Source organism: Citrobacter sp. LJND-P06 (assembly GCF_058188415.1).
The window spans coordinates 3217631-3242779 of sequence record NZ_CP187317.1 but is presented as its reverse complement, the minus strand read 5'-3'; the positions used below and the strand labels follow the sequence as shown (position 1 = coordinate 3242779).

The following is a 25149-nucleotide window of genomic DNA, read 5'->3' as shown; positions in this document are numbered from 1 at the left end:
ATCAGCCATCAATAAAAACATCGGCCAGTGCTTTATGACAGAGCAGGAGAGAGAGTCCCTCCAGCTCAGCCCACACCGACTGACCGTAATCTTGTTTAAGCGTAATTTCTGTGCGTGTCAGTAACTGTACCGCCTGGCGGAGTTGAGTCTGGCTCAGGCGATTCAGCGCATCGCCAACCATACCCCGGCGATTTTGCCATACCCGATGCTTATCAAATAATGCGCGCAGCGGCGTATGCGCCGATTGTCGTTTCAGGTTAACCAGTAACAGTAACTCACGCTGTATTGTGCGCAGCAGAATCACGGGTTCGCTGCCTTCGAGCCGCAGCTGCTGCAAGATATGCAGCGCGCGTTTGCTTTTGCCCATCAGCAACGCATCCACCCAATGGAAAGGGGTAAAATGGGCGGCATCGTTAACGGCTTGCTCCACGCGTGGCAGCGTGAGTTTCCCGTCGGGCCACAGCAATGACAGCCGTTCCAGCGCCTGCGCCAGCGCCAACAGGTTACCTTCGTAGCAGTAACACAGCAGCTGATTTGCCGCGTCATCGAGATGCAGACCATTTTGCTTTGCCCGGGCGGCAACCCAGCGTGGAAGCTGGGCTTGCTCCGGTGTCTGGCAACTGACCTGCACGCCTGTCGCAGTCAGCGCGGTATACCACGGCGCATTTTCCTGGGCTTTGGTGAGCTTATTGCCCCGAACGATCAGCAGGAGATCGTCATGCAGCAAGGTCGTTAGTGTCGCGAGTTGCTCATTGATGGCGGCGTTGGGGCCATTCTCGGGAAGCAGTAAAAGGAGCGTTTGCCGACTGGCAAACAGACTCATGGCCTGGCATAACGAGAATAGAGAATCCCAGTCGGTACTGGTATCGATCGTGAAGGTGTGGTGTTCTTCAAATCCCTTTTCGGCAGCGACCTGACGGACAGCATCCTGGCTTTCCTGCAACAGAAGCGGGTCATTGCCGAGTAATAAATACGCCGCGCGCAGCCCTTCATTGAGCTGTGCGCGGAGTTGTTCAGGGTACAACTTAAGCATCAGTTACCCAGCGTGGTAGTGACGCGTGACGATGACGTTGCCGGAGCGACGGTTGAGCTCTCAACCGTCGCGTCGTCTTCTTTGGATGACTGAACATCAGCAATATGAACGCTCGTGAGTTTACGAATCAATTGTTCAGCTGCTTTTTCATACATCTCTTTAATGATCATGTCTTGTTCATTGTCTTTTGCCAGCGCCATCTGCGGGTTGTCAAAGAATGAACGATACACTTTTGCACTGATAGGGTAGATGCCATGCCCTGGCATCAGTACGCTGGCGTTAACGGTCATTACCATTTGATACTCCGCCGTTTGACCGTCCCGGAAAACAGAGGCCGTATCTGAGGAAATATTCACCAGGCCCAGGCGCAACGACGGAACATCCTGACGCATCGAATCTTTATCAAGCAATTCGATATCATTCAGACGTAACTGATTACGCACCGCACGGCTTAACGGGCCGTTCGGATCGCCTGAGTCCAGAATCATGGTTTTCATTGTGTCAGGAACCTGCGTGGTATTACGCAGGTGCCAGCCACATCCGGCGGTGGTCAGCACCGCCAGAGATAACACCAATGTTGTCAGAAATCGCACGCTTCCTCCCGCGCTTAGCCAACGACCAGATTGAGAAGTTTACCCGGAACGTAAATCACTTTACGCACGGTCACTCCATCAAGATATTTTGCTACCAGATGTTCCTGGCCAGCACGTTCGCGAACCTGCTCTTCAGTTGCATTCACCGGAACGGTGATTTTGCCACGGACTTTGCCGTTGACCTGAACCACAACCAGCGTGGAGTCTTCAACCATCGCGCTTTCGTCAGCGACAGGCCACGGTGCGTTATCGATATCACCTTCGCCTTTCAGCGCCTGCCACAAGGTAAAGCTTGCATGCGGTGTGAACGGGTTGAGCATACGGACAACCGCCAGCAGCGCTTCCTGCATCAGGGCGCGATCCTGCTCGCTTTCCGTCGGAGCTTTCGCCAGCTTGTTCATCAGCTCCATAATCGCGGCGATCGCGGTGTTGAAGGTCTGACGACGACCAATATCATCGGTCACTTTCGCAATCGTTTTATGGACGTCGCGGCGCAGCGCTTTTTGATCTTCGCTCAGGCTTGCGACATCCAGCGCGACAACATCGCCCTGAGACGTATGTTCGTAAACCAGTTTCCAGACACGTTTCAGGAAGCGGTTTGCCCCTTCAACACCGGATTCCTGCCACTCCAGCGTCATATCAGCCGGGGACGCAAACATCATAAACAGACGCACGGTGTCCGCGCCGTAACGTTCAACCATCACCTGCGGGTCGATACCGTTATTTTTGGACTTGGACATTTTGCTCATGCCGGTATACACCAGCTCATGGCCCGCGGCATCTTTGGCTTTAACAATACGGCCTTTTTCGTCGCGCTCAACGATAGCATCAACCGGAGAAACCCAGTTACGCTCGCCGTTCTCGCCAACGTAGTAGAAGGCGTCTGCCAGCACCATACCCTGACACAGCAACTGCTTAGCCGGTTCGTCAGAGTTGACCATGCCTGCGTCGCGCATCAGCTTGTGGAAGAAGCGGAAATAGAGCAGGTGCATGATGGCGTGTTCAATACCACCGATGTAAATGTCGACCGGCAGCCAGTAGTTTGCCGCTTCCGAATCCAGCATACCGTCATTGTACTGCGGGCAGGTGTAACGCGCGTAATACCAGGAGGACTCCATAAAGGTGTCGAAAGTGTCCGTTTCGCGCAGCGCTGGCTGGCCGTTAACGGTGGTTTTCGCCCACTCTGGATCGGCTTTGATCGGGCTGGAGATACCGTCCATGACCACATCTTCTGGCAGGATCACCGGCAGTTGATCTTCCGGGGTCGGCAGTACCGTACCGTCTTCCAGTGTCACCATCGGGATTGGTGCGCCCCAGTAACGCTGACGGGAAACGCCCCAGTCGCGCAGACGGTAGTTCACTTTACGCTCACCGACGCCCAGCGCTGTTAATTTGTCGGCGATAGCGTTGAAACCTTCTTCAAAGCTCAGACCGCTGAATTCACCAGAGTTAAACAGAACGCCTTTTTCGGTCAGCGCTTGCGCGGACAGATCCGGTTCGGAGCCATCAGCCGCCAGGATAACCGGTTTGATGTTCAGACCGTATTTTGATGCAAACTCGTAATCGCGCTGGTCGTGGCCTGGTACCGCCATTACGGCGCCAGTACCGTATTCCATCAGGACAAAGTTTGCCGCCCACACCGGAATCTCTTCACCCGTTAACGGATGAACCGCTTTAAAGCCAGTATCAACGCCTTTCTTCTCCATGGTCGCCATCTCTGCTTCGGCAACTTTGGTATTACGGCACTCGTCGATAAAGGACGCCAGCTGTGGGTTATTTTCGGCGGCTTTCTGTGCCAGTGGGTGACCCGCAGCAACCGCCAGATACGTCGTGCCCATAAAGGTGTCAGGACGGGTGGTATAGACGGTCAGCGTGTTGTCATAACCGGTCACGTTGAAGGTGATTTCTACGCCTTCAGAGCGGCCAATCCAGTTACGCTGCATAGTCTTAACGGTGTCAGGCCAGTGATCCAGGTTGTCCAGATCGCGCAGCAGTTCGTCAGCGTAAGCGGTGATTTTAATAAACCACTGCGGGATCTCTTTACGCTCAACTTTGGTGTCACAGCGCCAGCAGCAGCCGTCGATCACCTGCTCGTTCGCCAGCACGGTCTGGTCGTTAGGGCACCAGTTCACCGCCGACGTTTTCTTATACACCAACCCTTTTTTATACAGTTCGGTGAAGAATTTTTGTTCCCAACGGTAGTATTCCGGGGTACAGGTCGCCAGCTCGCGGCTCCAGTCATAACCGAAGCCCAGCATTTTGAGCTGGTTTTTCATGTAGGCGATGTTGTCATACGTCCACGGTGCCGGGGCGGTGTTATTTTTTACCGCTGCGCCTTCTGCAGGCAGACCGAATGCATCCCAGCCGATAGGCTGCAGGACGTTTTTGCCCAGCATACGCTGGTAACGAGCGATCACGTCACCAATGGTGTAGTTACGTACGTGGCCCATGTGTAGTCGACCAGAAGGATAGGGAAGCATAGACAGGCAGTAATACTTCTCTTTGCTCTCGTCTTCGGTAACTTCAAATGTGCGCTTCTCATCCCAGTGAAGCTGTACTTTGGATTCTATCTCTTCCGGGCGGTATTGCTCTTGCATGGCAGCCAGTGGTCCTGTTTTCAATACAGCTACAAACGTAGCCTTAGAGGTGGTGTTTCAGATCCGCATAGCATAGCCCAAACGCCCGCGTCAAAACAGCCTTTCGCGCATTCTGCTCTGAATTCCCGTAAGGATAATTCTTGCACGAATTTACATACTCTGTGGGCACTCTTGCAGAGTGGAACGCAAATAACGTCTATTATTATAGACAGTTAACGACCCAGGAGGCGAAGTGATGAACAAGGTTGCTCAATATTACCGTGAACTGGTGGCGTCATTAAGCGAACGCTTGCGAAATGGCGAACGAGATATTGACGCGTTGGTAGCACAGGCGCGTCAACGTGTTTTGCAGGCAGGGGAGTTAACACGAACGGAGGTGGACGAACTGACACGCGCCGTCAGACGTGACCTGGAAGAGTTCGCCATGAGCTACGAGGAGAGCCAGAGCGAGGAAACCGACAGCGTTTTTATGCGGGTGATCAAAGAGAGCATCTGGCAGGAACTGGCCGACATCACCGACAAAACGCAGTTGGAGTGGCGCGAAGTTTTTCAGGATTTGAGCCATCACGGCGTTTATCACAGCGGAGAGGTCGTAGGGCTTGGCAATCTGGTCTGTGAAAAATGCCATTTCCATTTAGCGGTCTACACCCCGGATGTGCTGCCGCTGTGTCCGAAATGTGGTCACGACCAGTTCCAGCGCAGGCCGTTTGAGCCGTGATGCATTGAGCCGTAATGCATTGTGCCGGATAGCGACGCTAGCGCGTCTTATCCGGCCTACAAATGCACTGTTGCCCAGGCCGGATAAGCGTTAGCGCCATCCGGCATCGTTCAGGCGTAAAAAGCGAACCTCTTCGCCTGCAAGATTAATGCAGAATTTTAGCGAGGAAATCTTTGGCGCGTTCTGATTTCGGGTTAGCAAAGAAGGCCTCTTTTTCCGAGTCCTCGACGATTTTTCCTTCATCCATAAAAATGACCCGATTGGCCACTTTTCGGGCAAAGCCCATCTCGTGAGTTACCACCATCATGGTCATGCCTTCGTGCGCCAGTTCCACCATGACATCCAGAACTTCATTGATCATTTCCGGATCGAGCGCGGAAGTCGGTTCATCAAACAACATTGCGATGGGATCCATACACAAGGCGCGGGCGATCGCCACACGCTGCTGCTGGCCCCCGGAAAGCTGCGCCGGAAACTTGTCGGCATGCGCAGAAAGACCCACACGCTCAAGCAGTTTCAGCGCCTTTTTGCGAGCAGGTTCTTTCTCACGCTTGAGGACTTTGACTTGCGCCAGCGTCAGGTTTTCAATGATAGACAGGTGCGGGAACAGTTCAAAGTGTTGGAAAACCATCCCGACACGAGAGCGTAGTTTCGCCAGATCCGTTTTTTTATCGTTAACGACGGTGCCGTCGACGGTAATTTCTCCCTGTTGAACGGGCTCCAGCCCGTTTACCGTTTTGATTAGCGTCGATTTACCGGAGCCCGAAGGGCCGCACACGACCACCACTTCCCCTTTTTGCACTTCTGTGGAGCAGTCGGTCAGCACCTGAAAGTGACCATACCATTTAGAAACATTTTTCAGGGTAATCATTAAACTGTCCTTTTCTTCAGATAGGTGACCAACAACGACGCGCTCAGGCTAATAACAAAATAGACGGCACCCGCGAACAGAATCATTTCGACCTGTGTACCGTCGCGTTCGCCAATGGTGGAGGCGGTACGGAAGAAGTCTGCCAGACTTAATACGTAGACCAGGGAGGTATCCTGGAACAGCACAATGCCCTGGGTGAGCAGCAACGGCACCATCGCGCGAAACGCCTGCGGCAGTATGATCAGTTTCATTGACTGCCAGTGTGTCATTCCTAATGCCAGCGCCGCGCTGGACTGACCGCGTGAAATACTCTGGATACCGGCACGGATAATCTCTGAGTAATATGCCGCTTCAAACATGGAAAACGCGACCATCGCTGAAATCAACCGAATATCGGCTTTCGGTGAGAGTCCAAGTACATCCTGTAAGAGCCCCGGCACAATCAGGTAAAACCACAGCAGCACCATCACCAGCGGGATGGAGCGGAACACGTTGACGTAGGCTTTGGCAAACCAGGCAACAGGTGCAAAGCTGGAAAGTCGCATCACCGCGAGAACGGTTCCCCAGACAATCCCGATGATAACCGCAGTGACGGTAATTTTCAGGGTAATGACCAGTCCCGCCAGCAGATAAGGCAGGGAGGGAACAATAGAACTCCAGTCAAACTCGTACATTATTTGCCTCCCAAATTGCCAGGCAGGCGGATTTTGCGTTCCACCAGACTCATCACCAGCATGATGAAGGCGTTAATCAACACATAGGCCAGCGTAATAGCGGTAAACGATTCCCAGGCGTGAGCGGAGTAATCCAGCAATTTTCCCGCCTGTGCGGCCATGTCCACCAGACCAATCGTGGACGCGATGGCCGAGTTTTTCACCAGGTTCATCATCTCTGAGGTCATTGGCGGCACAATCACGCGATACGCATTCGGCAGCAAAACATAGCGATACGCCTGCGGCAGCGTCAGGCCCATGGCCAGTGCGGCATTTTTTTGTCCACGCGGCAATGACTGGATAGCGGCACGAACCTGTTCGCAAACACGCGCAGCAGTAAACAGCCCCAGACAAAACAGGGAAGAGAGAAAGAATTGAATGTTGGGGTCAAGCTCAGACTTGAACCACATGCCGATATTTTCGGGCAGCAGTTCAGGGATAACCAGATACCAGGTGAAAAATTGAACAATCAGCGGGACGTTACGAAACAGTTCTACATACAGCGTGCCGAGGCTGGAGAGGAAGCGGTTAGGAACGGTGCGCAGGATGCCGAATAAAGAGCCGACCAGGAAAGCAATAATCCAGGCGCTAATAGATAACGCGACGGTGACCTGAAAGCCGCTCCAGAGCCAGCCGAGATAGGTGGTGTTGCCGAACGGGGCTTGTTGTAAAAAAATCCCCCAGTTCCAGTCTATTGACATAAATCTACTCCAGAAAAAAAAGGGTAGCAGGGCTACCCTCGAAGATTGTTGCACAGCGATTTGCGGTTTTCAGGCCAGGTGGGGAACGACCACCTGGCATATAGTCTGTCCGTGCTGAGCAGCAATCGAGAGGGAGGGAAAACCTCCCATTATTTTAGTTAGTTAAGCGCTTTATCATTCGGTTCTTTGAACAGCGTTTTCATCTGCTCAGACAGTTCAAAATTCATATTCAGGTTCTTCGGTGGGATCGGGTTTTTAAACCATTTAGCGAACCATTTCTCCGCTTCACCTGAGGTCTGTGCTGTGGCGATGGTGTCATCCATCAGCTTTTTAAACTCGGGATCGTCTTTACGCAGCATACAGCCGTAGGCTTCCTGAGATTGCGGCTTGCCGACGATTTCCCAGTTGTCCGGTTTCTTCGCTTTCGCACGTTCGCCGGCCAGCAGCGCGTCATCCATCATAAAGGCCACCGCACGACCGCTTTCCAGGGTACGGAAGGAGTCGCCATGGTCTTTCGCGCTGATGATGCGCATGTCCATTTTTTGTTCTTCATTCAGTTTATGCAGCAGCACTTCAGAGGTCGTGCCGGAGGTGACGACGACTGCTTTCCCTTTCAGGTCAGGGAAGTCTTTAATATCACCGCCTTTTTTCGCCAGCAGACGCGTTCCGACGACGAAAATAGTGTCGGAGAAGGCCGCTTGTTTCTGACGCTCAAGGTTGTTGGTGGTGGAGCCGCATTCAAAGTCGAATGTGCCGTTTTGCAGTAGCGGGATACGGTTCTGAGAGGTGATTGGGATAAGCTTCACCTGCAGGTCAGGTTTGTTGAGTTTTTTCTTCACGGCTTCAACGATGGCGTTAGAGTAATCCTGTGAATAACCCACCACTTTCTGCTGGTTGTCGTAATAAGAGAATGGCACTGAGGATTCGCGATGGCCGACAACGATGACGTCGTTTTTCGCGATCTTTTCCAGCGTGCTACCGGCGGCGGGTGCTGCATCTTCTGCATGCGCCAGACCGGCAGACATTCCTATCACCAGCATTGCTGTGGCCAGCTTACGTAATTGCATATCCAACTCCTTTATCGTCTGCGTCAAAAACGCATTGATACCCATTGTGAGTGTCTGTGTTGTTATCACCTGCAACTTTAATGTGCAGTGTTATGACTGTTTGTTAACATTTAGTCTGGCTTAATGTAAAGATATTGCTGCGTTATTGTTTATTTTTGCGAGGTGCGCCGCACCGTTTAGAGGCAAAAATTTGTCATTGCACTATTTTGGCGCTACCCGCGAACGAAACGGGTGCGACCGGGTTGCACAATCGGCAAAAACGCATTTGCTTTGTATAACAAAGCAATAGGCGTGCCAGAGTGAAGTACGGGAGGGAAATTGTTTGCCCGGTAGCGAAGCGCCACCGGGCAAAAGGGGAAGGAGATTACTTACGACGCTGGCGCAGACTCATAATCACGGCACCAAAACCCAACAATGCGGTGATAATCCACAGCGGCCAGTTGCCGGTACGGGCGTATGGCGTCAGGCCCGTCGTTGGCGTGACGCGAGTGGTCAATACCTGACGGGTAAACTGTGGGATCATCGCCTGGATGTCACCCTGCGGCCCAATGACTGCCGTAATACCGTTATTGGTACTGCGCAGCAGCGGACGCGCCAGCTCCAGTGAACGCATCCGCGCCATCTGGAAGTGCTGCCATGGACCAATCGATTTACCAAACCAGGCATCGTTCGAGATGGTCAGCAGGTAATCGGTATCGGGGCGGAAATTGTCGCGTACCTGTTCTCCGAGAATGATCTCGTAGCAAATGGCGGCGGTCAGTTTGAAGCCGTGCGCAAGCAGTTGCGGCTGCACATACGGCCCACGACTGAATGACGACATCGGCAGGTCGAAGAACGGTGCAAGCGGGCGCAGAATAGACTCCAGCGGGACAAACTCGCCAAACGGAACAAGGTGGTTTTTGTTATAGCGATTGGTGGAGTCGTAGCTGTACGGACTGTCTTTACCCAGCGTGATGATGGTGTTGTACGTGTCGTAACGGTTTTTCTTGTTCAGACGCGCATCAACAATGCCGGTAATCAGCGTACTGTTTTTCGATTTCAGCAGGCCATCCATCATGCCAAGAAAACGCTGCTGATTAATTTCCAGATCCGGAATGGCGGACTCCGGCCAGATAATCAACTGTGATTTCCCGAGCTCAGGCTGTGAGGCGTCGAGATAGATTTTCAGCGTGTTGATCAGCTGATTCTCATCCCACTTCAGCGATTGAGGGATATCGCCCTGTACCATGGAAACCTGGATGGTCTTTTCCGGCTCAGGGGTATACCACTGGATATAACGCAGTGGGAAGGGAAGGGCGAAAAGCACCACCGCCACGACAAAGGGACGCCATTGGCGAGTAGCGATGGCGAGGACCAACAGACCGCTGACCATCATCAACAGGAAGTTTATGGCTTCCACACCCATTACCGGCGCCAGCCCTTTCAGTGGGCCGTCAATCTGGCTGTAACCGAACTGCAGCCACGGGAAGCCGGTTAATACCCAGCCGCGCAGGAATTCCGTTATCTGCCAGACAACAGGGGCGGCAATCGCCACGCGAAGCCAGGTAGTCTTTGGCCACAAGCGTGATAATACGCCAGCAAAAAGCCCTGTATAAAGCGAGAGATAGGCGGCCAGCAACACCACCAGAAAGACGTTAACCGGGCCGGGCATGCCGCCAAACTGCGCAATGCTAACGTAAACCCAGTTAATGCCGGAGCCGAAGAGTCCCAGCCCCCAGAAATACCCCACGGCGGCAGACTGAAGCGGACGGCGATTTAAGGTGAGGGCCTGCAAACCCATGAGCGACACAATCGCGGCAGGCCAGAAGTCATACGGAGAAAAGGCCAGCGTCCCGCAGGCGCCGAATAATAACGCCAGCAGCAGGCGAATGCGCTGGCGTTCAATCAATGAGGCAAATGCCATTTTAAGTCCAATCCTGGTTTTATTCGTCCAGTTTCGGCTGAGGTGAGTCATCCGGAATTCTGACATGAACCTGAATAATACGACGGCTATCGGCCATCGCCACTTTGAACTGATAACCATCAATGTCGATGGTTTCACCCCGCGCGGGCAGATGACCAAACGCCTGCATCACCAGTCCACCAATGGTGTCGACCTCTTCATCGCTAAAGTGGGTGCCGAAGGCTTCGTTGAAGTCTTCAATGGGCGCCAGTGCGCGAATAGTCCAGGTGTGGCGACTGAGTTGACGGAAGTCGATATCGTCTTCTTCGTCGTACTCGTCTTCAATTTCACCGACAATCAGTTCAAGAATATCTTCAATGGTCACCAGACCCGAAACACCGCCGAATTCGTCAATGACGATCGCCATATGGTAACGCTGAGAGCGAAACTCCTTCAGCATGCGGTCAACACGCTTACTCTCAGGTACGACAACTGCCTGGCGTAACACTTTTTCCATGCTGAAAGCATCGGCATCGCTGCGCATAAACGGCAGCAAATCCTTCGCCATCAGAATCCCTTCAATGTGATCTTTGTCTTCGCTGATCACCGGAAAACGCGAATGAGCAGACTCGATGATGACATCAAGGCACTCGTCCAGGGTTTGGTTGCGTTTCAGGGTTATCATCTGGGAACGGGGGATCATGATGTCACGAACGCGTTGGTCCGCAATGTCCATCACCCCTTCGAGCATGTCGCGCGTATCTTCATCGATAAGCTCGTTCTGCCCGGAATCACGGATCAGCGCCAGCAGTTCGTCACGGTTTTTCGGTTCACCGTGGAACAGTTGGCTCAGTAACAGGGAGAAAAATCCCTTTTTGCTGTTTAATGTGTCACTACTGTGTGAATTGTCGTCGCTCATGGCGTCGTATGGGTTCTCATGTGAGTTAATGGGTCGCTCGTCACGCGTGTATTCAGCGCACGGCATGGTATCCAGCAGCCGGGCATCAGCCCGGTCGCTTATTCCTTCTCGGCAATGTACGGATCCTCATAGCCCAGAGCAAGCATAATCTCTGTTTCAAGGGATTCCATCTCTTCCGCTTCGTCATCTTCGATATGATCGTAGCCCAATAAATGCAGACTACCGTGCACCACCATATGCGCCCAGTGAGCATCCAGCGGTTTACCCTGTTCTTTCGCTTCTTGCTCAACCACCTGACGGCAGATGACCAAATCGCCCAACAGCGGCATCTCAATGCCCGGTGGCGCTTCAAACGGGAAAGAGAGTACGTTAGTCGACTTATCTTTGCCACGGTACGTCAGGTTAAGCTCGTGACTTTCCGCTTCATCCACCAGACGAATGGTGACTTCTGACTCTTCCTGAAACTGTGGGATCACCGCATTCAGCCATGTCTGAAACTGACTTTCTTCCGGTAAGCCCGTGTTGTTTTCACATGCGAGCTGTAAATCGAGAATAACCTGACTCATTTTTGTCCTTGCTCCTGGGCTTCATGCTTACGAACGGCAGCCAGTTCTGCTTTCCGTTTTTGTTCTGCTTCTTCCCAGGCTTCATAGGCGGTAACGATCCGCGCGACCACCGGGTGGCGTACAACGTCTTCACTGTGGAAGAAATTAAAACTGATCTCATCGACTTCAGAGAGGACTTCAATGGCGTGGCGCAGGCCTGATTTGGTGCTGCGCGGCAGGTCAATCTGCGTGATGTCGCCGGTGATCACCGCTTTAGAATTAAAACCGATACGCGTCAGAAACATTTTCATCTGTTCGATGGTGGTGTTCTGGCTTTCATCGAGAATGATAAAGGCGTCGTTCAGGGTACGACCACGCATATAGGCCAGCGGTGCGACTTCAATCACGTTGCGTTCAATCAGTTTTTCGACCTTTTCAAAACCTAACATTTCGAACAGGGCGTCATACAAGGGACGCAAATACGGATCAACTTTTTGGCTCAGATCGCCTGGCAGGAATCCCAGTTTTTCTCCGGCTTCTACCGCCGGACGGGTCAGCAGAATACGACGAATTTCCTGACGCTCAAGGGCATCGACGGCAGCGGCGACGGCAAGGTACGTTTTGCCTGTACCGGCGGGGCCAACCCCGAAGGTGATATCGTGATCAAGAATATTGGCGATGTATTGCGCCTGGTTCGGCGTACGTGGCTTAATCACGCCGCGTTTGGTTTTGATGTTCACCGCTTTGCCGTATTCCGGCACGCTATCTGCGCTCTGTTCCAGCACCCGCGCTTCTTTGATGGCGAGGTGGATCTGTTCCGGCTCAATATCCTGCGTTTGACCACGCACCGGCGCGGTATCGACATACAGACTGCGCAAAATATCTGCCGCAGCCGTTACGCAAATCGGGCGACCGGTCAGTTTAAAGTGGTTGTCACGGCGGTTAATCTCGATGCCGAGACGGCGCTCCAGCTGTTTAATGTTGTCATCAAACGGGCCGCAAAGGCTCAGCAGGCGGGCATTGTCTGCTGGCTCAAGGGTGATTTCGCGAGTGTCTATGTTCAAACTGTTCCTCTTATGCATAGGATGCCGGAAGATGAATATTCCCGGCCTGTAAGGAAATTATTCACGCCACAGGATAAAGGCGCAAGCATTGCAATGAAGATGGGGACAAAGAGGGGAATTACAAGGCCTGCCCGGTGGCAGGCCTTGAGGATTAAGGCTGGTAGAATCCAACGCCAGAGTCGTTCTCTTTACGGGTACGGGCAATGACCGATTCCGGGGTTTCTGCAATACGCAGGCCCATTTCGTCTTCTGTGCGGATAACTTTACCGCGCAGGGAGTTTGTCCAGACGTCAGTGATTTCCACATCGACAAACTTACCGATCATGTCCGGGGTTCCTTCAAAGTTCACAACCCGGTTGTTTTCGGTACGACCCGACAGCTCCATGATGCTCTTGCGCGATGTCCCTTCCACCAGAATACGCTGAGTGGTGCCGAGCATACGGCGGCTCCAGGCCGTCGCCTGCTGGTTGATACGTTCTTGCAGGATATACAGACGCTGTTTTTTATCTGCTTCCGGAACGTCGTCAACCATATCGGCGGCAGGCGTACCCGGGCGGGCAGAGAAGATAAAGCTGTAGCTCATGTCGAAATTCACGTCGGCAATCAGCTTCATGGTCTGCTCGAAATCTTGCGTCGTTTCGCCAGGGAAGCCGACGATGAAATCGGAGCTTATCTGAATGTCCGGACGCGCTGCGCGCAGTTTACGGATGATCGCTTTGTATTCCAGCGCAGTGTGAGTACGCCCCATCAGATTCAGCACGCGATCTGACCCGCTTTGTACTGGCAGATGCAGGAAACTCACCAGTTCCGGGGTATCACGGTAGACTTCAACGATATCATCGGTGAACTCGATCGGATGGCTGGTGGTGAAACGGATGCGGTCAATACCATCAATTGCAGCGACCAGACGCAGCAAATCGGCGAATGAACCGGTGGTGCCGTCGTAGTTCTCGCCACGCCACGCGTTAACGTTCTGGCCGAGCAGATTCACTTCACGGACGCCCTGAGCAGCAAGCTGGGCGATTTCAAACAGAATGTCATCCGACGGACGGCTGACTTCCTCACCACGGGTGTAGGGCACCACGCAGTAAGTACAATATTTGTTGCAGCCTTCCATGATGGAGACAAATGCCGTTGGGCCGTCGGCACGCGGTTCCGGCAGACGGTCAAACTTCTCGATTTCCGGGAAGCTGATATCGACGACCGGACTCCGGTTGCCGCGCACGGAGTTGATCATTTCAGGCAGGCGATGCAGTGTTTGCGGCCCAAAAATGATGTCGACATAGTGCGCACGCTGACGAATATGGTCACCTTCCTGGGACGCCACACAGCCGCCGACGCCAATAATCAGGTTCGGGTTTTTCTCTTTTAAGAGCTTCCAGCGACCCAATTGATGGAAGACTTTTTCCTGAGCCTTCTCGCGGATTGAGCAGGTATTCAGCAGCAGCACATCCGCTTCTTCCGCCACGTCGGTCAGTTGATACCCGTGGGTGGCGTCCAGCAGATCGGCCATCTTCGATGAATCGTACTCGTTCATCTGACAGCCCCAGGTTTTAATATGGAGTTTTTTGGTCATCGACTTGCTCTTGCGAAATAGTAGCCAGGAATGCAGGGCGCATAGTGTAATGCTTTGACGCGGTTGTGACCAGTATGACCGTTATCAGCCTCAAGGGGTAAAAAATCCTGTAAACTTAAAGCATATTGCTAACAGGATGATTGACCATGACAAATCAACCAACGGAAGTAGCCATTGTCGGCGCTGGGATGGTCGGCGGCGCGCTGGCGCTGGGGCTGGCGCAACAGGGATTTTCGGTGACGGTGATAGAACATGCCGCCCCTGCGCCATTTGTTACCGACAGCCAGCCCGATGTGCGTATCTCGGCGATAAGCGCGGCGTCAGTGTCGTTACTCAAAGGGTTGGGCGTCTGGGATACGGTACAAGGGATGCGCAGCCATCCTTACCGTCGCCTGGAAACCTGGGAGTGGGAAAACGCCCATGTGATGTTCGATGCCGCCGAGCTTAAATTACCGCTGCTGGGATATATGGTGGAGAACAACGTCCTGCAACGTGCACTCTGGCAGGCGCTGGAGGCGCATCCGAAAGTCACGCTGCGTGTTCCCGCTTCCCTCATTGCCTTGCATCGTAATAATGACCGTCACGAACTGGAACTGGCCGATGGCGAGATTATCACGGCAAGGCTGGTGGTGGGCGCCGATGGCGCGAACTCGCGGATTCGGCAAATGGCGGGCATTGGTATCCATGCCTGGCAGTACGATCAATCCTGCATGCTGATAAGCGTGCAATGTGACCGCGATCCCGGCGACAGCACCTGGCAACAATTTACGCCAGACGGCCCGCGCGCATTTCTGCCCTTATTCGACAATTGGGCGTCGCTGGTGTGGTATGACACGCCAGCCCGAATTCGCCAGTTGCAGAGCCTGAGTATGCCGCAGTTGCAGGTCGAGATTGAAAAACATTTTCCTTCGCGTTTGGGGCGCGTCACCGCCATAGCGGCAGGGGCGTTTCCACTCACCCGCCGACATGCATTGCAGTACGTTCAGCCAGGACTGGCGCTGGTCGGGGATGCGGCGCACACCATTCATCCGCTTGCAGGGCAGGGGGTGAATTTAGGCTATCGGGACGTTGATGCGTTGATCGACGTCCTGGCGAATGCGCGCAGCTACGGTGAATCCTGGTCCAGCCATCAGGTACTGAAACGTTATCAGACGCGCCGCATGACCGATAACTTCATCATGCAGAGCGGGATGGATCTCTTCTACGCCGGGTTCAGCAATAATCTGCAACCGCTGAGGATCATGCGCAATATTGGGCTGATGGCGGCAGAGCGCGCCGGGGTACTTAAGCGCCAGGCGCTGAAATATGCGTTAGGGCTGTAATTTTAATCCAGGCCTACGATCGTAGGCCTGATAAGCGTAGCGCCATCAGGCAATAAACGCAGAAAAGCAAAAAGCTCGCCGAAGCGAGCTTTTCTTATGTGGCTGGGGTACGAGGATTCGAACCTCGGAATGCTGGTATCAGAAACCAGAGCCTTACCGCTTGGCGATACCCCAACAGGTGCGTCTACAGTGTAAACGTCTTTTGAAATTGGCTGGGGTACGAGGATTCGAACCTCGGAATGCTGGTATCAGAAACCAGAGCCTTACCGCTTGGCGATACCCCAACAATTTTTTTGGATTTATCGAACTGAATCGATACGTCCTTAATATGGTGGCTACGACGGGATTCGAACCTGTGACCCCATCATTATGAGTGATGTGCTCTAACCAACTGAGCTACGTAGCCAGATTTCTTTCTTCGATGGCTGGGGTACCTGGATTCGAACCAGGGAATGCCGGTATCAAAAACCGGTGCCTTACCGCTTGGCGATACCCCAATGACCGTTGCGGTGAACCGCTATATCGAAGAAAAAATGGCTGGGGTACCTGGATTCGAACCAGGGAATGCCGGTATCAAAAACCGGTGCCTTACCGCTTGGCGATACCCCATCCGTGCAACGCTTACTGGTGAATGGTGCGGGAGGCGAGACTTGAACTCGCACACCTTGCGGCGCCAGAACCTAAATCTGGTGCGTCTACCAATTTCGCCACTCCCGCAAAAAAGATGGTGGCTACGACGGGATTCGAACCTGTGACCCCATCATTATGAGTGATGTGCTCTAACCAACTGAGCTACGTAGCCATCTTTTTTTCGCGTTACCTTATCGGCGTTGCGGGGCGCATTATGCGTATTGAGCCTTGAAGCGTCAACCCCTTTTTCATTGAAAATGGCCGGAATGTGACTGTTTGGTTAGGTTGCGAACAGCGTGGCGCAATATTCGGCAATTATTGGTTATTAATCGTTTTTGTAAGGTTTATTACAATATAAAAAAGAGCCCCTGAGGGCTCTTTTTACACTTTTCGCTTACTTATAGGCAGACTGGTGCACGCCCACCGCACGACCGGAGGGATCGTTCATGGTTTTGAACGCTTCATCCCACTCAATCGCTTTCGCAGAGGAACAGGCGACGGACGGGCCGCCAGGCACACATTCTGCGGCGCTTGGCAGTGGGAACAGCTCTTCAAAAATCTCGCGGTACAAGTACGCTTCTTTAGAGGACGGCGTGTTGTACGGGAAGCGGAAGCTGGCGGTTTCCAGTTGTTGGTCAGACACCTGTTCTGCGGCCACTTCCTTCAGCGTGTCGATCCAGCTATAACCCACGCCATCCGAGAATTGCTCTTTCTGACGCCACGCGACGCTTGCCGGCAGGTAAGACTCAAAACATTCGCGCAGGACATGTTTTTCCATTTTACCGTTGCCGCACATTTTGTCCTGTGGGTTGATGCGCATTGCCACATCAAGGAATTTTTTATCCAGGAACGGGACGCGTGCTTCTACGCCCCAGGCTGACATCGCTTTGTTGGCGCGCGCGCAGTCAAACATATGCAATGCTTGCAGTTTACGTACCGTCTCTTCATGCAATTCTTTGGCATTCGGCGCTTTGTGGAAATAGAGATAGCCGCCGAATACTTCGTCAGAACCTTCACCGGACAGTACCATTTTAATGCCCATCGCTTTGATTTTACGCGACATTAAATACATCGGCGTTGAGGCGCGAATGGTGGTGACATCGTAAGTTTCGATGTGATAAATCACATCACGGATCGCATCCAGACCTTCCTGTACCGTGAAATGGATTTCGTGGTGAACCGTGCCCAGATGGTTTGCCACGTCCTGCGCGGCTTTCAGATCCGGCGCACCTTCGAGTCCGACGGCAAAGGAGTGCAACTGTGGCCACCAGGCTTCAGAACGTTCGTCATCTTCCACACGGCGCGCGGCATATTTCTTGGTGATAGCGGAAATGACCGATGAATCCAGACCACCGGAGAGCAGTACGCCATAAGGTACGTCTGACATCAGGTGGCTTTTGACCGCGTCTTCCAGGGCCTGGCGCAGTTCATTCTTGTCGGTAACGTTCTCTTTTACCGCATCAAAATCGAACCAGTCGCGCTGATAGTACTGGCAGATTTCCCCGTCTTTGCTCCACAGATAACTGCCCGCCGGGAACTCTTTGATGGTGCGGCATACCGGAACCAGTGCTTTCATTTCGGAGGCGACGTACAGGTTGCCGTGTTCGTCGTGTCCCATATAAAGAGGGATGATGCCAAGATGGTCACGACCAATCAGGTAAGCATCTTTCTCGCTGTCGTACAGCGCAAAGGCAAACATGCCTTGCAGATCGTCAAGGAATTGCGCCCCTTTCTCCTGATACAGCGCAAGGATCACTTCACAGTCGGAACCGGTCTGGAAGGTATAGCGATCGCCATATTCTGCACGCAGCGCCTGATGGTTATAAATTTCACCGTTTACGGCCAGAATGTGCGTTTTCTTCTCGTTATACAGTGGCTGGGCACCGGCGTTCACGTCAACAATTGACAGACGTTCATGCGCCAGGATCGCGTTGTCGCAGGCATAAATGCCAGACCAGTCCGGCCCGCGATGACGCATCAGACGTGACAGTTCGAGGGCTTTTTTACGCAGTTCAACTGCGTCTGTTTTGATATCGAATACGCCGAAAATAGAACACATAACCTTCTCCGTTACTCTGTTGCGTGGTGCTTTTTGTGTTTGCTTGATAAAGAAAATGCCGCAAAGCAGGGGAGGGTGCAAGTGAATTGCCGGTCAGATAAGAAAAAATGCAATAGGCATTGTGGATTAGTGAAAAAAGATTACGTGATGAGCGTGTTTATTGATGAATCGGCAATTTTATGGCGATTTTATTAAACGGAGCTTTGCCGGATAGCGGCGTAAATGCCTTATCCGGCGAACAGCGAAGTGCGAATCGTTGGCCTGATAAGCAACGTGTTATCAGGCATGGCGTCGTTTTCAGATAACGTCGATCTCGGCCACGGACGGGTAGATCCAGCTTGGTCTGAACGGCATGCTGTCGATATCGTCAAGCGTGGAGACGCCAGACAACACCAGAATTGTTTCGAGCCCCGCCTGGAAACCAGCAAGGATGTCGGTACGCAGATTATCGCCAACAATCACCGTTTCTTCGGAATGTGCCTGCATCTTGTTTAACGCGGCACGGATGATCCACGGACTCGGTTTGCCCACATAAAACGGCTTGCGACCGGAGATTTTCTCAATACCTGCGCACAGTGCGCCACAGGCCGGATAAAAACCGCGACCGTGGGTGTCCGGGTTGGTGGCGATAAAGCGGGCGCCATTGGCAACAAAGAAGGCCGCTTTATGCATCATTTCCCAGTTATAGGAACGGGTTTCACCGACGATCACGAAGTCCGGGTTAACGTCGGTAATGGTAAAGCCTGCTTTATACAATTCGTGAATCAGCGCGCCTTCACCCACAACGTAGGCTTTCTTGCCTTCCTGACGACGCAGGAAATCGGCCGTCGCCATTGCGGAAGTATAAAAGACGCTGTCAGGCACATTCACACCTGCGGTGGCAAAGCGATTCGCCAGGTCTTGTCCGGTTTGGGAGGGGTAATTGGTCAGCAGCACTAACGGCAGGCCTTTTTCCAGAATACCCGTCAAAAATTCTGCCGCACCGGGTACGGCAATGTTGTCGTGCATTAGCACGCCGTCGATATCACAAATGACATTTTTGATGGTCATGAACTACCCAGGGAAATTGTTATGAATCCGATACTATAAAAGCGCATTAATTTTCCAGCAAATGTTGAAGCAAAATGCCGTTAAGCATGGCGCGTTTTACCAGCGCAAATGCGCCAATGGCGGAGCGGTGATCCAGCGTCGAACGCACAACGGGCAGATTTTTACGAAATGCTTTCAATGCCTGAGTGTTAATGCAGCTTTCAATCGCCGGCAGCAGGACTTTGTCGGCTTCTGTTATCTCACCAGCAATGACAATTTTTTGCGGATTAAACAAGTTTATCGCAATAGCGATAGTTTTTCCCAGATGGCGGCCAACGTGCTCAATAACCTCGGCGGCCAGGCTATCGCCTTTATTGGCCGCCTTGCAGATGGTTTTGATGGTGCAGTCGTCCAGCGGAACGCGGCTCTGATAGCCTTGCTTCAACAAATTATGTACGCGATGTTCAATGGCGGCGTTGGCGGCGATGGTTTCCAGACAGCCAAAGTTACCGCAGTGGCAGCGTTCACCGAGCGGTTCAACCTGGATGTGGCCGATTTCGCCGACATTACCATTACGACCAATAAAAATTCGGCCATTGGAGATGATCCCCGCCCCGGTGCCGCGGTGTACGCGCACCAGAATAGAGTCTTCACAATCCTGGCTTGCGCCAAAATAGTGCTCAGCCAGCGCCAGGCTACGGATATCATGGCCGACGAAGCAGGTAACATGAAAACGTTTTTCCAGCGCTTCAACCAGTCCCCAGTTTTCGACCTGAATATGGGGCATATAGCGGATGACACCGCTTTCGGGGTCGACAAGCCCCGGCAGGATCACCGAAATGGCGATCAGTTCGCGGATTTTACGCTGGCAGCTTTCAATAAAAGTCTCAATGGTATTGAGCAGGGCAAATTCCAGCGTTTCCTGCGTACGTTCTGGGAGCGGGTAATGCTCTTCTGCCAGGACTTTACTGCTCAGGTCGTAGAGGGTCAGCGTGGTGTCGTGACGACCCAGACGCACGCCAATCGCATGGAAGTTACGGGTTTCTGTGATGATAGAGATGGCGCGGCGGCCCCCGGTAGAGGCCTGCTGATCAACTTCTTTGATCAGCCCGCGTTCAATAAGTTGCCGCGTAATTTTCGTTACGCTGGCGGGGGCAAGCTGGCTTTGCTCGGCAATCTGAATTCGCGAGATGGGCCCATGCTGATCAATCAGGCGGTAAACGGCCGCGCTGTTAAGCTGTTTTACGAGATCAACATTACCTATTTGAGCTTGTCCGCCAGGTGTCATACGTTTTCTTACTCAGTAACGACCTCGTTGCCATTAACGATGGTCTTGATGATTTTAAAGTCGTGTGTGAATGCGGTCAGGTTGGCCACTTTACCCGGTGCAATGCTGCCGAGCTGTTGGTCTACACCAATCGCACGGGCAGGGTAGAGGGTCGCCATGCGCAGAACTTCATCGAGTGCGATACCACAATGTTCGACCAGATTACGGACACCTTCAATCATGGTTAAAGATGAACCGCTCAGCGTTCCGTTCTCATCCACACAGAGTCCATTGCGGTAGTATATTGTTTTACCAGCAAAAATGAACTGTTCAATGTTTGCGCCTGCCGGTGCTGTTGCATCTGTCACCAGACACAGTTTGTCGCCTTTCAGGCGTTTGGCGTTACGGATGTTGGCATAATCGACATGCAAGCCATCGGCGATCACGCCACAATAAATGTCAGCTTCATCCAGGATTGCACCCGCCAGACCTGGCTCACGACCCGTAATGTACGGCATGGCGTTATACAGATGAGTGGCGAAGGTAATCCCCGCGCGGAAACCGGCTTTCGCTTCTTTCAACGTTGCGTTGGAATGTCCGGCAGAAACCACAATCCCTGCGTCTGCCAGTTTTGTGATCACGTCAGCGGGAACCATTTCTGGCGCCAGGGTGACTTTGGTGATGACGTCGGCATTATCGCACAGGAAATCAACCAGCGCAGCGTCAGGCTTGCGGACAAAACCCGGGTTATGCGTCCCTTTTTTGACCAGATTCAACCATGGGCCTTCAAGATGCAGACCTAAGGCCTGATGCGGATATTTCGCCAGGTATTCACGCATGACGCGAACGCCCTGTTTCATCAGGTCATCACTGGTGGTGATAAGCGTTGGCAGATAGCTGGTGCAGCCAGAACGTTCATTGGCTTTTTGCATAATTTCCAGCGTTTCAACGCTCACCGCTTCTGCGGTATCGTTAAACTGCACGCCGCCACAACCATTTAACTGTACGTCGATAAAACCGGGGGAGAGGATGGCCCCATTCAGCGAGCGTTGCTCGATTTCCGGCGGCAGTTCAGCCACTGGACAGACTCTTTCAATCAGGCCATTGGCGACAACAATCGCATGGTCATCAAGAATTTCGTGACCGGTAAAAATCCGGCCCTGGGTTAAAGCATACATTCCGACCCCCGATTTCAAAAAATACCGCCCTGCAACACGCTCATCAGGGCGGGGATACAATTACAGACCTTTAATATTTTCGGCTTCTAACTCGTTGAAGTATTTCAGCGTCTTAACTTTCAGCTCCATGGTGGAAGGCTCATCGCACACCACAACAGCTTTCGGGTGCAGTTGCAGACAGCTAATGGTCCACATGTGGTTGACGTTGCCTTCTACCGCCGCCTGGAGCGCCTGCGCTTTCTGATGGCCCAGCACCAGAATCATCACTTCTTCTGCGTCGAGCAGCGTACCCACACCCACCGTCAGCGCATATTTAGGCACCTGGCTGACATCGCCATCAAAGAAGCGCGAGTTTGCCACGCGAGTGTCATGGGTCAATGTTTTGATACGCGTGCGGGAAGCCAGAGAAGAGGCCGGTTCGTTAAACGCGATATGACCGTCGTTGCCTACGCCGCCCATAAACAGGTGGATTTTACCGTAAGCGCGGATTTTTTCTTCATACTGACGACATTCAGCATCAATATCCGCCGCGTTACCATTGAGAAGGTTGATGTTTTCTGCTGGAATATCAACGTGATCAAAGAAGTTACGGTGCATGAAGCTATGATAGCTTTCCGGGTGCTCTTTCGGAAGGCCAACATATTCGTCCATATTGAACGTCACAACATGCTTGAAGCTGACCTGGCCCGCTTTGTGCATTTCAACTAATGCTTTATAGGCGGTCAATGGCGTGCCACCGGTAGGCAGACCCAAAACAAACGGACGATCCGCCGTCGGCTTGAATGCATTAATACGGTTAACGATATGGCGAGCAGCCCATTTGCCGACTTGTTCAGCGGTATTCAGGGGGATCAGTCTCATTCTTCACCTCAAATGTATATGTAGACGTTGGCGGATTGAGTATGGGTACATAGTCAAGCGTAACCTGGTTTTGTATCAGCAAGAGTCAATCCGTCTTGATTTTTTGAATGATAAAATAAGTTTTCGCAGTTAGCCAGTATAAGGGAGTGGTTTTAACGATATTTGGTGACTGGACTCACAAAAAACATGCTTTTAATTTGCGATACGAATTAAATTTTCACACACTCAGAATGCCAGTGAACCACTAAGATAGTGACACAATAAAAACACAGCTGAGAACGCGCCTTAAACGGGGTCTCATAGGGGGAATAAAGTGAGTATTCTAGGTTATTTACAAAAGGTTGGCCGCGCGCTTATGGTGCCGGTGGCCACGCTGCCTGCGGCAGCAATATTGATGGGTGTAGGGTACTGGATTGATCCCGTGGGTTGGGGTGGAGACAACGCGGTAGCGGCGTTCTTCATTAAATCAGGTTCCGCAATCATCGATAACATGTCCGTACTGTTTGCGATTGGTGTCGCTTACGGTATGTCCAAAGATAAAGACGGTGCTGCGGCGCTGACCGGTTTTGTGGGTTTCCTTGTGTTGACCACGCTGTGTTCTCCGGCGGCGGTTGCGATGATTCAGAAGATCCCGGCGGACCAGGTTCCAGCCGCGTTCGGTAAAATCAGCAACCAGTTCGTGGGGATTCTGGTGGGTATCATCTCTGCTGAGCTGTACAACCGCTTCAGCGGCGTTGAGTTACCGAAAGCGCTCTCCTTCTTCAGCGGCCGTCGTCTGGTGCCGATTCTGACCTCCTTTGTGATGATCATTGTTGCCTTCATCATGATGTTTATCTGGCCGATTATCTTCGACGGTCTGGTGAACTTCGGTGAACACATCCAGAAACTGGGTTCCGTTGGCGCGGGCGTCTACGCCTTCTTCAACCGCTTGCTGATTCCGGTGGGTCTGCACCACGCGCTGAACTCCGTATTCTGGTTCGACGTGGCGGGCATTAACGACATTCCTAACTTCCTCGGCGGCGCGCAGTCTATTGACGCGGGCAAAGCGGTTGTGGGTATTACCGGTCGTTACCAGGCGGGCTTCTTCCCAATCATGATGTTCGGCCTGCCGGGTGCAGCGCTGGCTATCTACCACTGCGCGCGTCCTGAGAACAAGGCGAAAGTGCTGGGTATCATGATGGCGGGCGCATTCGCTGCGTTTTTCACCGGGATCACCGAGCCGCTGGAATTCTCCTTCATGTTCGTTGCGCCGGTTCTGTATGTTATTCACGCCGCTCTGACCGGGATTTCTGTCTTCATCGCGGCCTCTATGCACTGGATTGCCGGTTTCGGTTTCAGTGCGGGTCTGGTGGATATGGTGCTTTCTTCCCGTAACCCGCTGGCGACGCACTGGTGGATGCTGATCCCGCAGGGTCTGGTGTTCTTCGCAATCTACTATGTGGTGTTCCGCTTCACTATCACCAAATTCAACCTGATGACTCCGGGTCGTGAGCTGGCGGTTGCCGGTAGCGAAGCCGATGGTCAGGACGTGAATGTCAGCGCCGACAAAGACCAGGATGTTGCCGGTCTGGCGCGTCAGTATATCGCTGCGGTGGGTGGCTCTGACAACCTGACTGGTATCGATGCGTGTATCACTCGTCTGCGTCTGAATGTGAAAGACTCTTCGCTGGTGAACGAAGCGATGGCAAAACGCCTGGGGGCTTCTGGTGTGATTCGCCTGAACAAAACCAGCGTACAGATTATCGTGGGCTTTGTGGCTGAGAAAATCGCTAACGCCATGAAAACTACGGGGCCGGTCGCAGCAGCCTCTGTTGACGCAGCGCCAGCCGCAGCGGCTCCGGTCGCGAAACCGCAGGCCGTTTTGAATACCGTGACTATCGCTGAGCTGGTGTCTCCGGTTACCGGTGATGTTGTGGCACTGGATCAGGTTCCTGATGAAGCGTTCGCCAGTAAAGCCGTCGGCGATGGCGTCGCGGTAAAACCAACGGATAAAACCGTGGTTTCCCCGGCTGCGGGCACCATCGTGAAAATCTTCAACACCAACCACGCATTCTGCCTGGAAACAGAAAAAGGTGCGGAAATCGTTGTCCATATGGGTATCGATACTGTTGCGTTGGGTGGCCAGGGCTTCAAGCGTCTGGTGGAAGAGGGTGCTGAAGTCGTTGCCGGACAGCCGATTCTGGAAATGGATCTGGCGTACCTGAATGCGAATGCGCGCTCAATGATAAGCCCCGTCGTTTGCAGCAACATCGATGATTTTGGTGGGCTGGTTGTGAAAGCGGAAGGACACGTCGTTGCAGGTCAAACGGCGCTGTATGAGATTAAAGGCAAGTAATCGCTCGTAAGGCCGGATAAGGCGCAAGCGTCGGCGTCCGGCAAAATACAACGAAGCAAACAGCCTGAGCGGCGGGGGGAAACCTCCGCCGCTTTTTTTTGCAGCAATTGATCCCATAATGTCAGTCTGTTACGTATTTTAAGTAACTAAAGGTTGTCAGTCTGTCCGGCTTATAAGATCATATGCCGT

20 protein-coding genes and 7 tRNA genes are annotated in these 25149 nt (G+C 52.7%); 3 read left to right on the top strand and 24 right to left on the bottom strand.

Annotated features, from left to right (window positions below; genetic code table 11):
- Nucleotide 1 precedes the first annotated feature (1 nt).
- Genes holA through leuS form a run of 3 tightly spaced genes read right to left on the bottom strand, consistent with a single transcriptional unit; the run spans nt 2 to nt 4223 of the window.
- On the bottom strand, nt 2-1033 hold the full coding sequence (gene holA, locus ACO7SM_RS15510) for a DNA polymerase III subunit delta (protein WP_490468271.1): 1032 nt from the start codon (nt 1031-1033) through the stop codon (nt 2-4).
- Complete coding sequence (gene lptE / locus ACO7SM_RS15505) at nt 1033-1626, bottom strand: LPS assembly lipoprotein LptE (RefSeq protein WP_490468270.1); 594 nt, start codon at nt 1624-1626, stop codon at nt 1033-1035. The genes holA and lptE overlap by 1 nt, the downstream gene beginning before the upstream one ends.
- Nucleotides 1627-1640: 14 nt before the next feature.
- A complete protein-coding gene (gene leuS, locus ACO7SM_RS15500) occupies nt 1641-4223 on the bottom strand; it encodes a leucine--tRNA ligase (RefSeq protein WP_490468269.1) in 2583 nt (860 codons plus the stop codon).
- 235 nt (nt 4224-4458) lie between these two features.
- Here leuS and ACO7SM_RS15495 point away from each other — a divergent pair, with 235 nt between their 5' ends.
- Complete coding sequence (locus ACO7SM_RS15495) at nt 4459-4941, top strand: zinc ribbon-containing protein (RefSeq protein WP_162382569.1); 483 nt, start codon at nt 4459-4461, stop codon at nt 4939-4941.
- 145 nt (nt 4942-5086) lie between these two features.
- Here ACO7SM_RS15495 and gltL read toward each other — a convergent pair whose 3' ends face one another.
- The 9 genes from gltL to miaB form a co-directional block, all read right to left on the bottom strand.
- Nucleotides 5087-5812 (bottom strand): glutamate/aspartate ABC transporter ATP-binding protein GltL, encoded by a 726-nt coding sequence (gltL, locus tag ACO7SM_RS15490; protein ID WP_162382568.1) that lies wholly within the window; start codon nt 5810-5812, stop codon nt 5087-5089.
- Nucleotides 5812-6486, bottom strand: a complete 675-nt coding sequence (gene gltK / locus ACO7SM_RS15485) for a glutamate/aspartate ABC transporter permease GltK (protein ID WP_490468268.1) — start codon at nt 6484-6486, stop codon at nt 5812-5814. Before gltK ends, gltL begins: the two co-directional genes overlap by 1 nt.
- Nucleotides 6486-7226, bottom strand: coding sequence for a glutamate/aspartate ABC transporter permease GltJ (gltJ, locus tag ACO7SM_RS15480; protein WP_192611547.1), 741 nt, complete (start codon nt 7224-7226; stop codon nt 6486-6488). The genes gltK and gltJ overlap by 1 nt, the downstream gene beginning before the upstream one ends.
- A gap of 158 nt (nt 7227-7384) precedes the next feature.
- Nucleotides 7385-8293 (bottom strand): amino acid ABC transporter substrate-binding protein, encoded by a 909-nt coding sequence (locus ACO7SM_RS15475; RefSeq protein ID WP_490468267.1) that lies wholly within the window; start codon nt 8291-8293, stop codon nt 7385-7387.
- Between the two features lie 364 nt (nt 8294-8657).
- The gene (gene lnt / locus ACO7SM_RS15470) at nt 8658-10196 is read right to left on the bottom strand and encodes an apolipoprotein N-acyltransferase (protein WP_490468266.1); all 1539 of its coding nucleotides are present in this window, start codon (nt 10194-10196) and stop codon (nt 8658-8660) included.
- A gap of 19 nt (nt 10197-10215) precedes the next feature.
- On the bottom strand, nt 10216-11094 hold the full coding sequence (corC, locus tag ACO7SM_RS15465; RefSeq protein ID WP_162382563.1) for a CNNM family magnesium/cobalt transport protein CorC: 879 nt from the start codon (nt 11092-11094) through the stop codon (nt 10216-10218).
- Nucleotides 11095-11192: 98 nt separating this feature from the next.
- Entirely contained in the window at nt 11193-11660 is a 468-nt protein-coding gene (gene ybeY, locus ACO7SM_RS15460; protein WP_490468265.1) for an rRNA maturation RNase YbeY, read from the bottom strand.
- Nucleotides 11657-12703, bottom strand: coding sequence for a PhoH family protein (locus ACO7SM_RS15455; RefSeq protein WP_490468264.1), 1047 nt, complete (start codon nt 12701-12703; stop codon nt 11657-11659). The genes ybeY and ACO7SM_RS15455 overlap by 4 nt, the downstream gene beginning before the upstream one ends.
- Nucleotides 12704-12854: 151 nt before the next feature.
- A complete protein-coding gene (gene miaB, locus ACO7SM_RS15450) occupies nt 12855-14279 on the bottom strand; it encodes a tRNA (N6-isopentenyl adenosine(37)-C2)-methylthiotransferase MiaB (protein ID WP_192611552.1) in 1425 nt (474 codons plus the stop codon).
- 146 nt (nt 14280-14425) lie between these two features.
- On the opposite strand from miaB, the gene ubiF reads away from it, so the two are divergent.
- A complete protein-coding gene (ubiF, locus tag ACO7SM_RS15445; RefSeq protein WP_490468263.1) occupies nt 14426-15601 on the top strand; it encodes a 3-demethoxyubiquinol 3-hydroxylase in 1176 nt (391 codons plus the stop codon).
- Between the two features lie 99 nt (nt 15602-15700).
- Here the strand turns inward: ubiF and ACO7SM_RS15440 are convergent.
- The 12 genes from ACO7SM_RS15440 to nagB form a co-directional block, all read right to left on the bottom strand.
- Nucleotides 15701-15775 (bottom strand) — tRNA-Gln (locus ACO7SM_RS15440).
- Between the two features lie 35 nt (nt 15776-15810).
- Nucleotides 15811-15885 (bottom strand) — tRNA-Gln (locus tag ACO7SM_RS15435).
- A gap of 45 nt (nt 15886-15930) precedes the next feature.
- Nucleotides 15931-16007: transfer RNA gene (locus ACO7SM_RS15430), tRNA-Met, on the bottom strand.
- 16 nt (nt 16008-16023) lie between these two features.
- Nucleotides 16024-16098: transfer RNA gene (locus ACO7SM_RS15425), tRNA-Gln, on the bottom strand.
- A gap of 37 nt (nt 16099-16135) precedes the next feature.
- Nucleotides 16136-16210 (bottom strand) — tRNA-Gln (locus ACO7SM_RS15420).
- 23 nt (nt 16211-16233) lie between these two features.
- Nucleotides 16234-16318: transfer RNA gene (locus tag ACO7SM_RS15415), tRNA-Leu, on the bottom strand.
- An 8-nt stretch (nt 16319-16326) separates the two neighbouring features.
- A tRNA-Met gene (locus tag ACO7SM_RS15410) sits at nt 16327-16403 on the bottom strand.
- Nucleotides 16404-16625: 222 nt separating this feature from the next.
- On the bottom strand, nt 16626-18290 hold the full coding sequence (asnB, locus tag ACO7SM_RS15405) for an asparagine synthase B (RefSeq protein WP_490468262.1): 1665 nt from the start codon (nt 18288-18290) through the stop codon (nt 16626-16628).
- 297 nt (nt 18291-18587) lie between these two features.
- A complete protein-coding gene (gene nagD / locus ACO7SM_RS15400) occupies nt 18588-19340 on the bottom strand; it encodes a ribonucleotide monophosphatase NagD (RefSeq protein WP_192611555.1) in 753 nt (250 codons plus the stop codon).
- Between the two features lie 46 nt (nt 19341-19386).
- Complete coding sequence (gene nagC, locus ACO7SM_RS15395) at nt 19387-20607, bottom strand: DNA-binding transcriptional regulator NagC (protein ID WP_490468261.1); 1221 nt, start codon at nt 20605-20607, stop codon at nt 19387-19389.
- A gap of 8 nt (nt 20608-20615) precedes the next feature.
- On the bottom strand, nt 20616-21764 hold the full coding sequence (nagA, locus tag ACO7SM_RS15390; RefSeq protein ID WP_490468260.1) for an N-acetylglucosamine-6-phosphate deacetylase: 1149 nt from the start codon (nt 21762-21764) through the stop codon (nt 20616-20618).
- Between the two features lie 60 nt (nt 21765-21824).
- The gene (gene nagB / locus ACO7SM_RS15385) at nt 21825-22625 is read right to left on the bottom strand and encodes a glucosamine-6-phosphate deaminase (protein WP_192611558.1); all 801 of its coding nucleotides are present in this window, start codon (nt 22623-22625) and stop codon (nt 21825-21827) included.
- Between the two features lie 313 nt (nt 22626-22938).
- Between nagB and nagE the strand changes: the two genes are divergently transcribed.
- Nucleotides 22939-24960 (top strand): N-acetylglucosamine-specific PTS transporter subunit IIBC, encoded by a 2022-nt coding sequence (nagE, locus tag ACO7SM_RS15380; protein WP_490468259.1) that lies wholly within the window; start codon nt 22939-22941, stop codon nt 24958-24960.
- Nucleotides 24961-25149: the final 189 nt, after the last annotated feature.

Excerpts from the sequence above, each read along its gene's own strand:
- holA (WP_490468271.1), bottom strand. The coding sequence starts at position 1,033 with ATGCTTAAGTTGTACCCTGAACAACTCCGCGCACAGCTCAATGAAGGG.
- leuS (WP_490468269.1), bottom strand. The coding sequence starts at position 4,223 with ATGCAAGAGCAATACCGCCCGGAAGAGATAGAATCCAAAGTACAGCTT.
- ACO7SM_RS15495 (WP_162382569.1), top strand. The coding sequence starts at position 4,459 with ATGAACAAGGTTGCTCAATATTACCGTGAACTGGTGGCGTCATTAAGC.
- gltL (WP_162382568.1), bottom strand. The coding sequence starts at position 5,812 with ATGATTACCCTGAAAAATGTTTCTAAATGGTATGGTCACTTTCAGGTG.
- gltK (WP_490468268.1), bottom strand. The coding sequence starts at position 6,486 with ATGTACGAGTTTGACTGGAGTTCTATTGTTCCCTCCCTGCCTTATCTG.
- gltJ (WP_192611547.1), bottom strand. The coding sequence starts at position 7,226 with ATGTCAATAGACTGGAACTGGGGGATTTTTTTACAACAAGCCCCGTTC.
- ACO7SM_RS15475 (WP_490468267.1), bottom strand. The coding sequence starts at position 8,293 with ATGCAATTACGTAAGCTGGCCACAGCAATGCTGGTGATAGGAATGTCT.
- lnt (WP_490468266.1), bottom strand. The coding sequence starts at position 10,196 with ATGGCATTTGCCTCATTGATTGAACGCCAGCGCATTCGCCTGCTGCTG.
- corC (WP_162382563.1), bottom strand. The coding sequence starts at position 11,094 with ATGAGCGACGACAATTCACACAGTAGTGACACATTAAACAGCAAAAAG.
- ybeY (WP_490468265.1), bottom strand. The coding sequence starts at position 11,660 with ATGAGTCAGGTTATTCTCGATTTACAGCTCGCATGTGAAAACAACACG.
- miaB (WP_192611552.1), bottom strand. The coding sequence starts at position 14,279 with ATGACCAAAAAACTCCATATTAAAACCTGGGGCTGTCAGATGAACGAG.
- ubiF (WP_490468263.1), top strand. The coding sequence starts at position 14,426 with ATGACAAATCAACCAACGGAAGTAGCCATTGTCGGCGCTGGGATGGTC.
- asnB (WP_490468262.1), bottom strand. The coding sequence starts at position 18,290 with ATGTGTTCTATTTTCGGCGTATTCGATATCAAAACAGACGCAGTTGAA.
- nagD (WP_192611555.1), bottom strand. The coding sequence starts at position 19,340 with ATGACCATCAAAAATGTCATTTGTGATATCGACGGCGTGCTAATGCAC.
- nagC (WP_490468261.1), bottom strand. The coding sequence starts at position 20,607 with ATGACACCTGGCGGACAAGCTCAAATAGGTAATGTTGATCTCGTAAAA.
- nagA (WP_490468260.1), bottom strand. The coding sequence starts at position 21,764 with ATGTATGCTTTAACCCAGGGCCGGATTTTTACCGGTCACGAAATTCTT.
- nagB (WP_192611558.1), bottom strand. The coding sequence starts at position 22,625 with ATGAGACTGATCCCCCTGAATACCGCTGAACAAGTCGGCAAATGGGCT.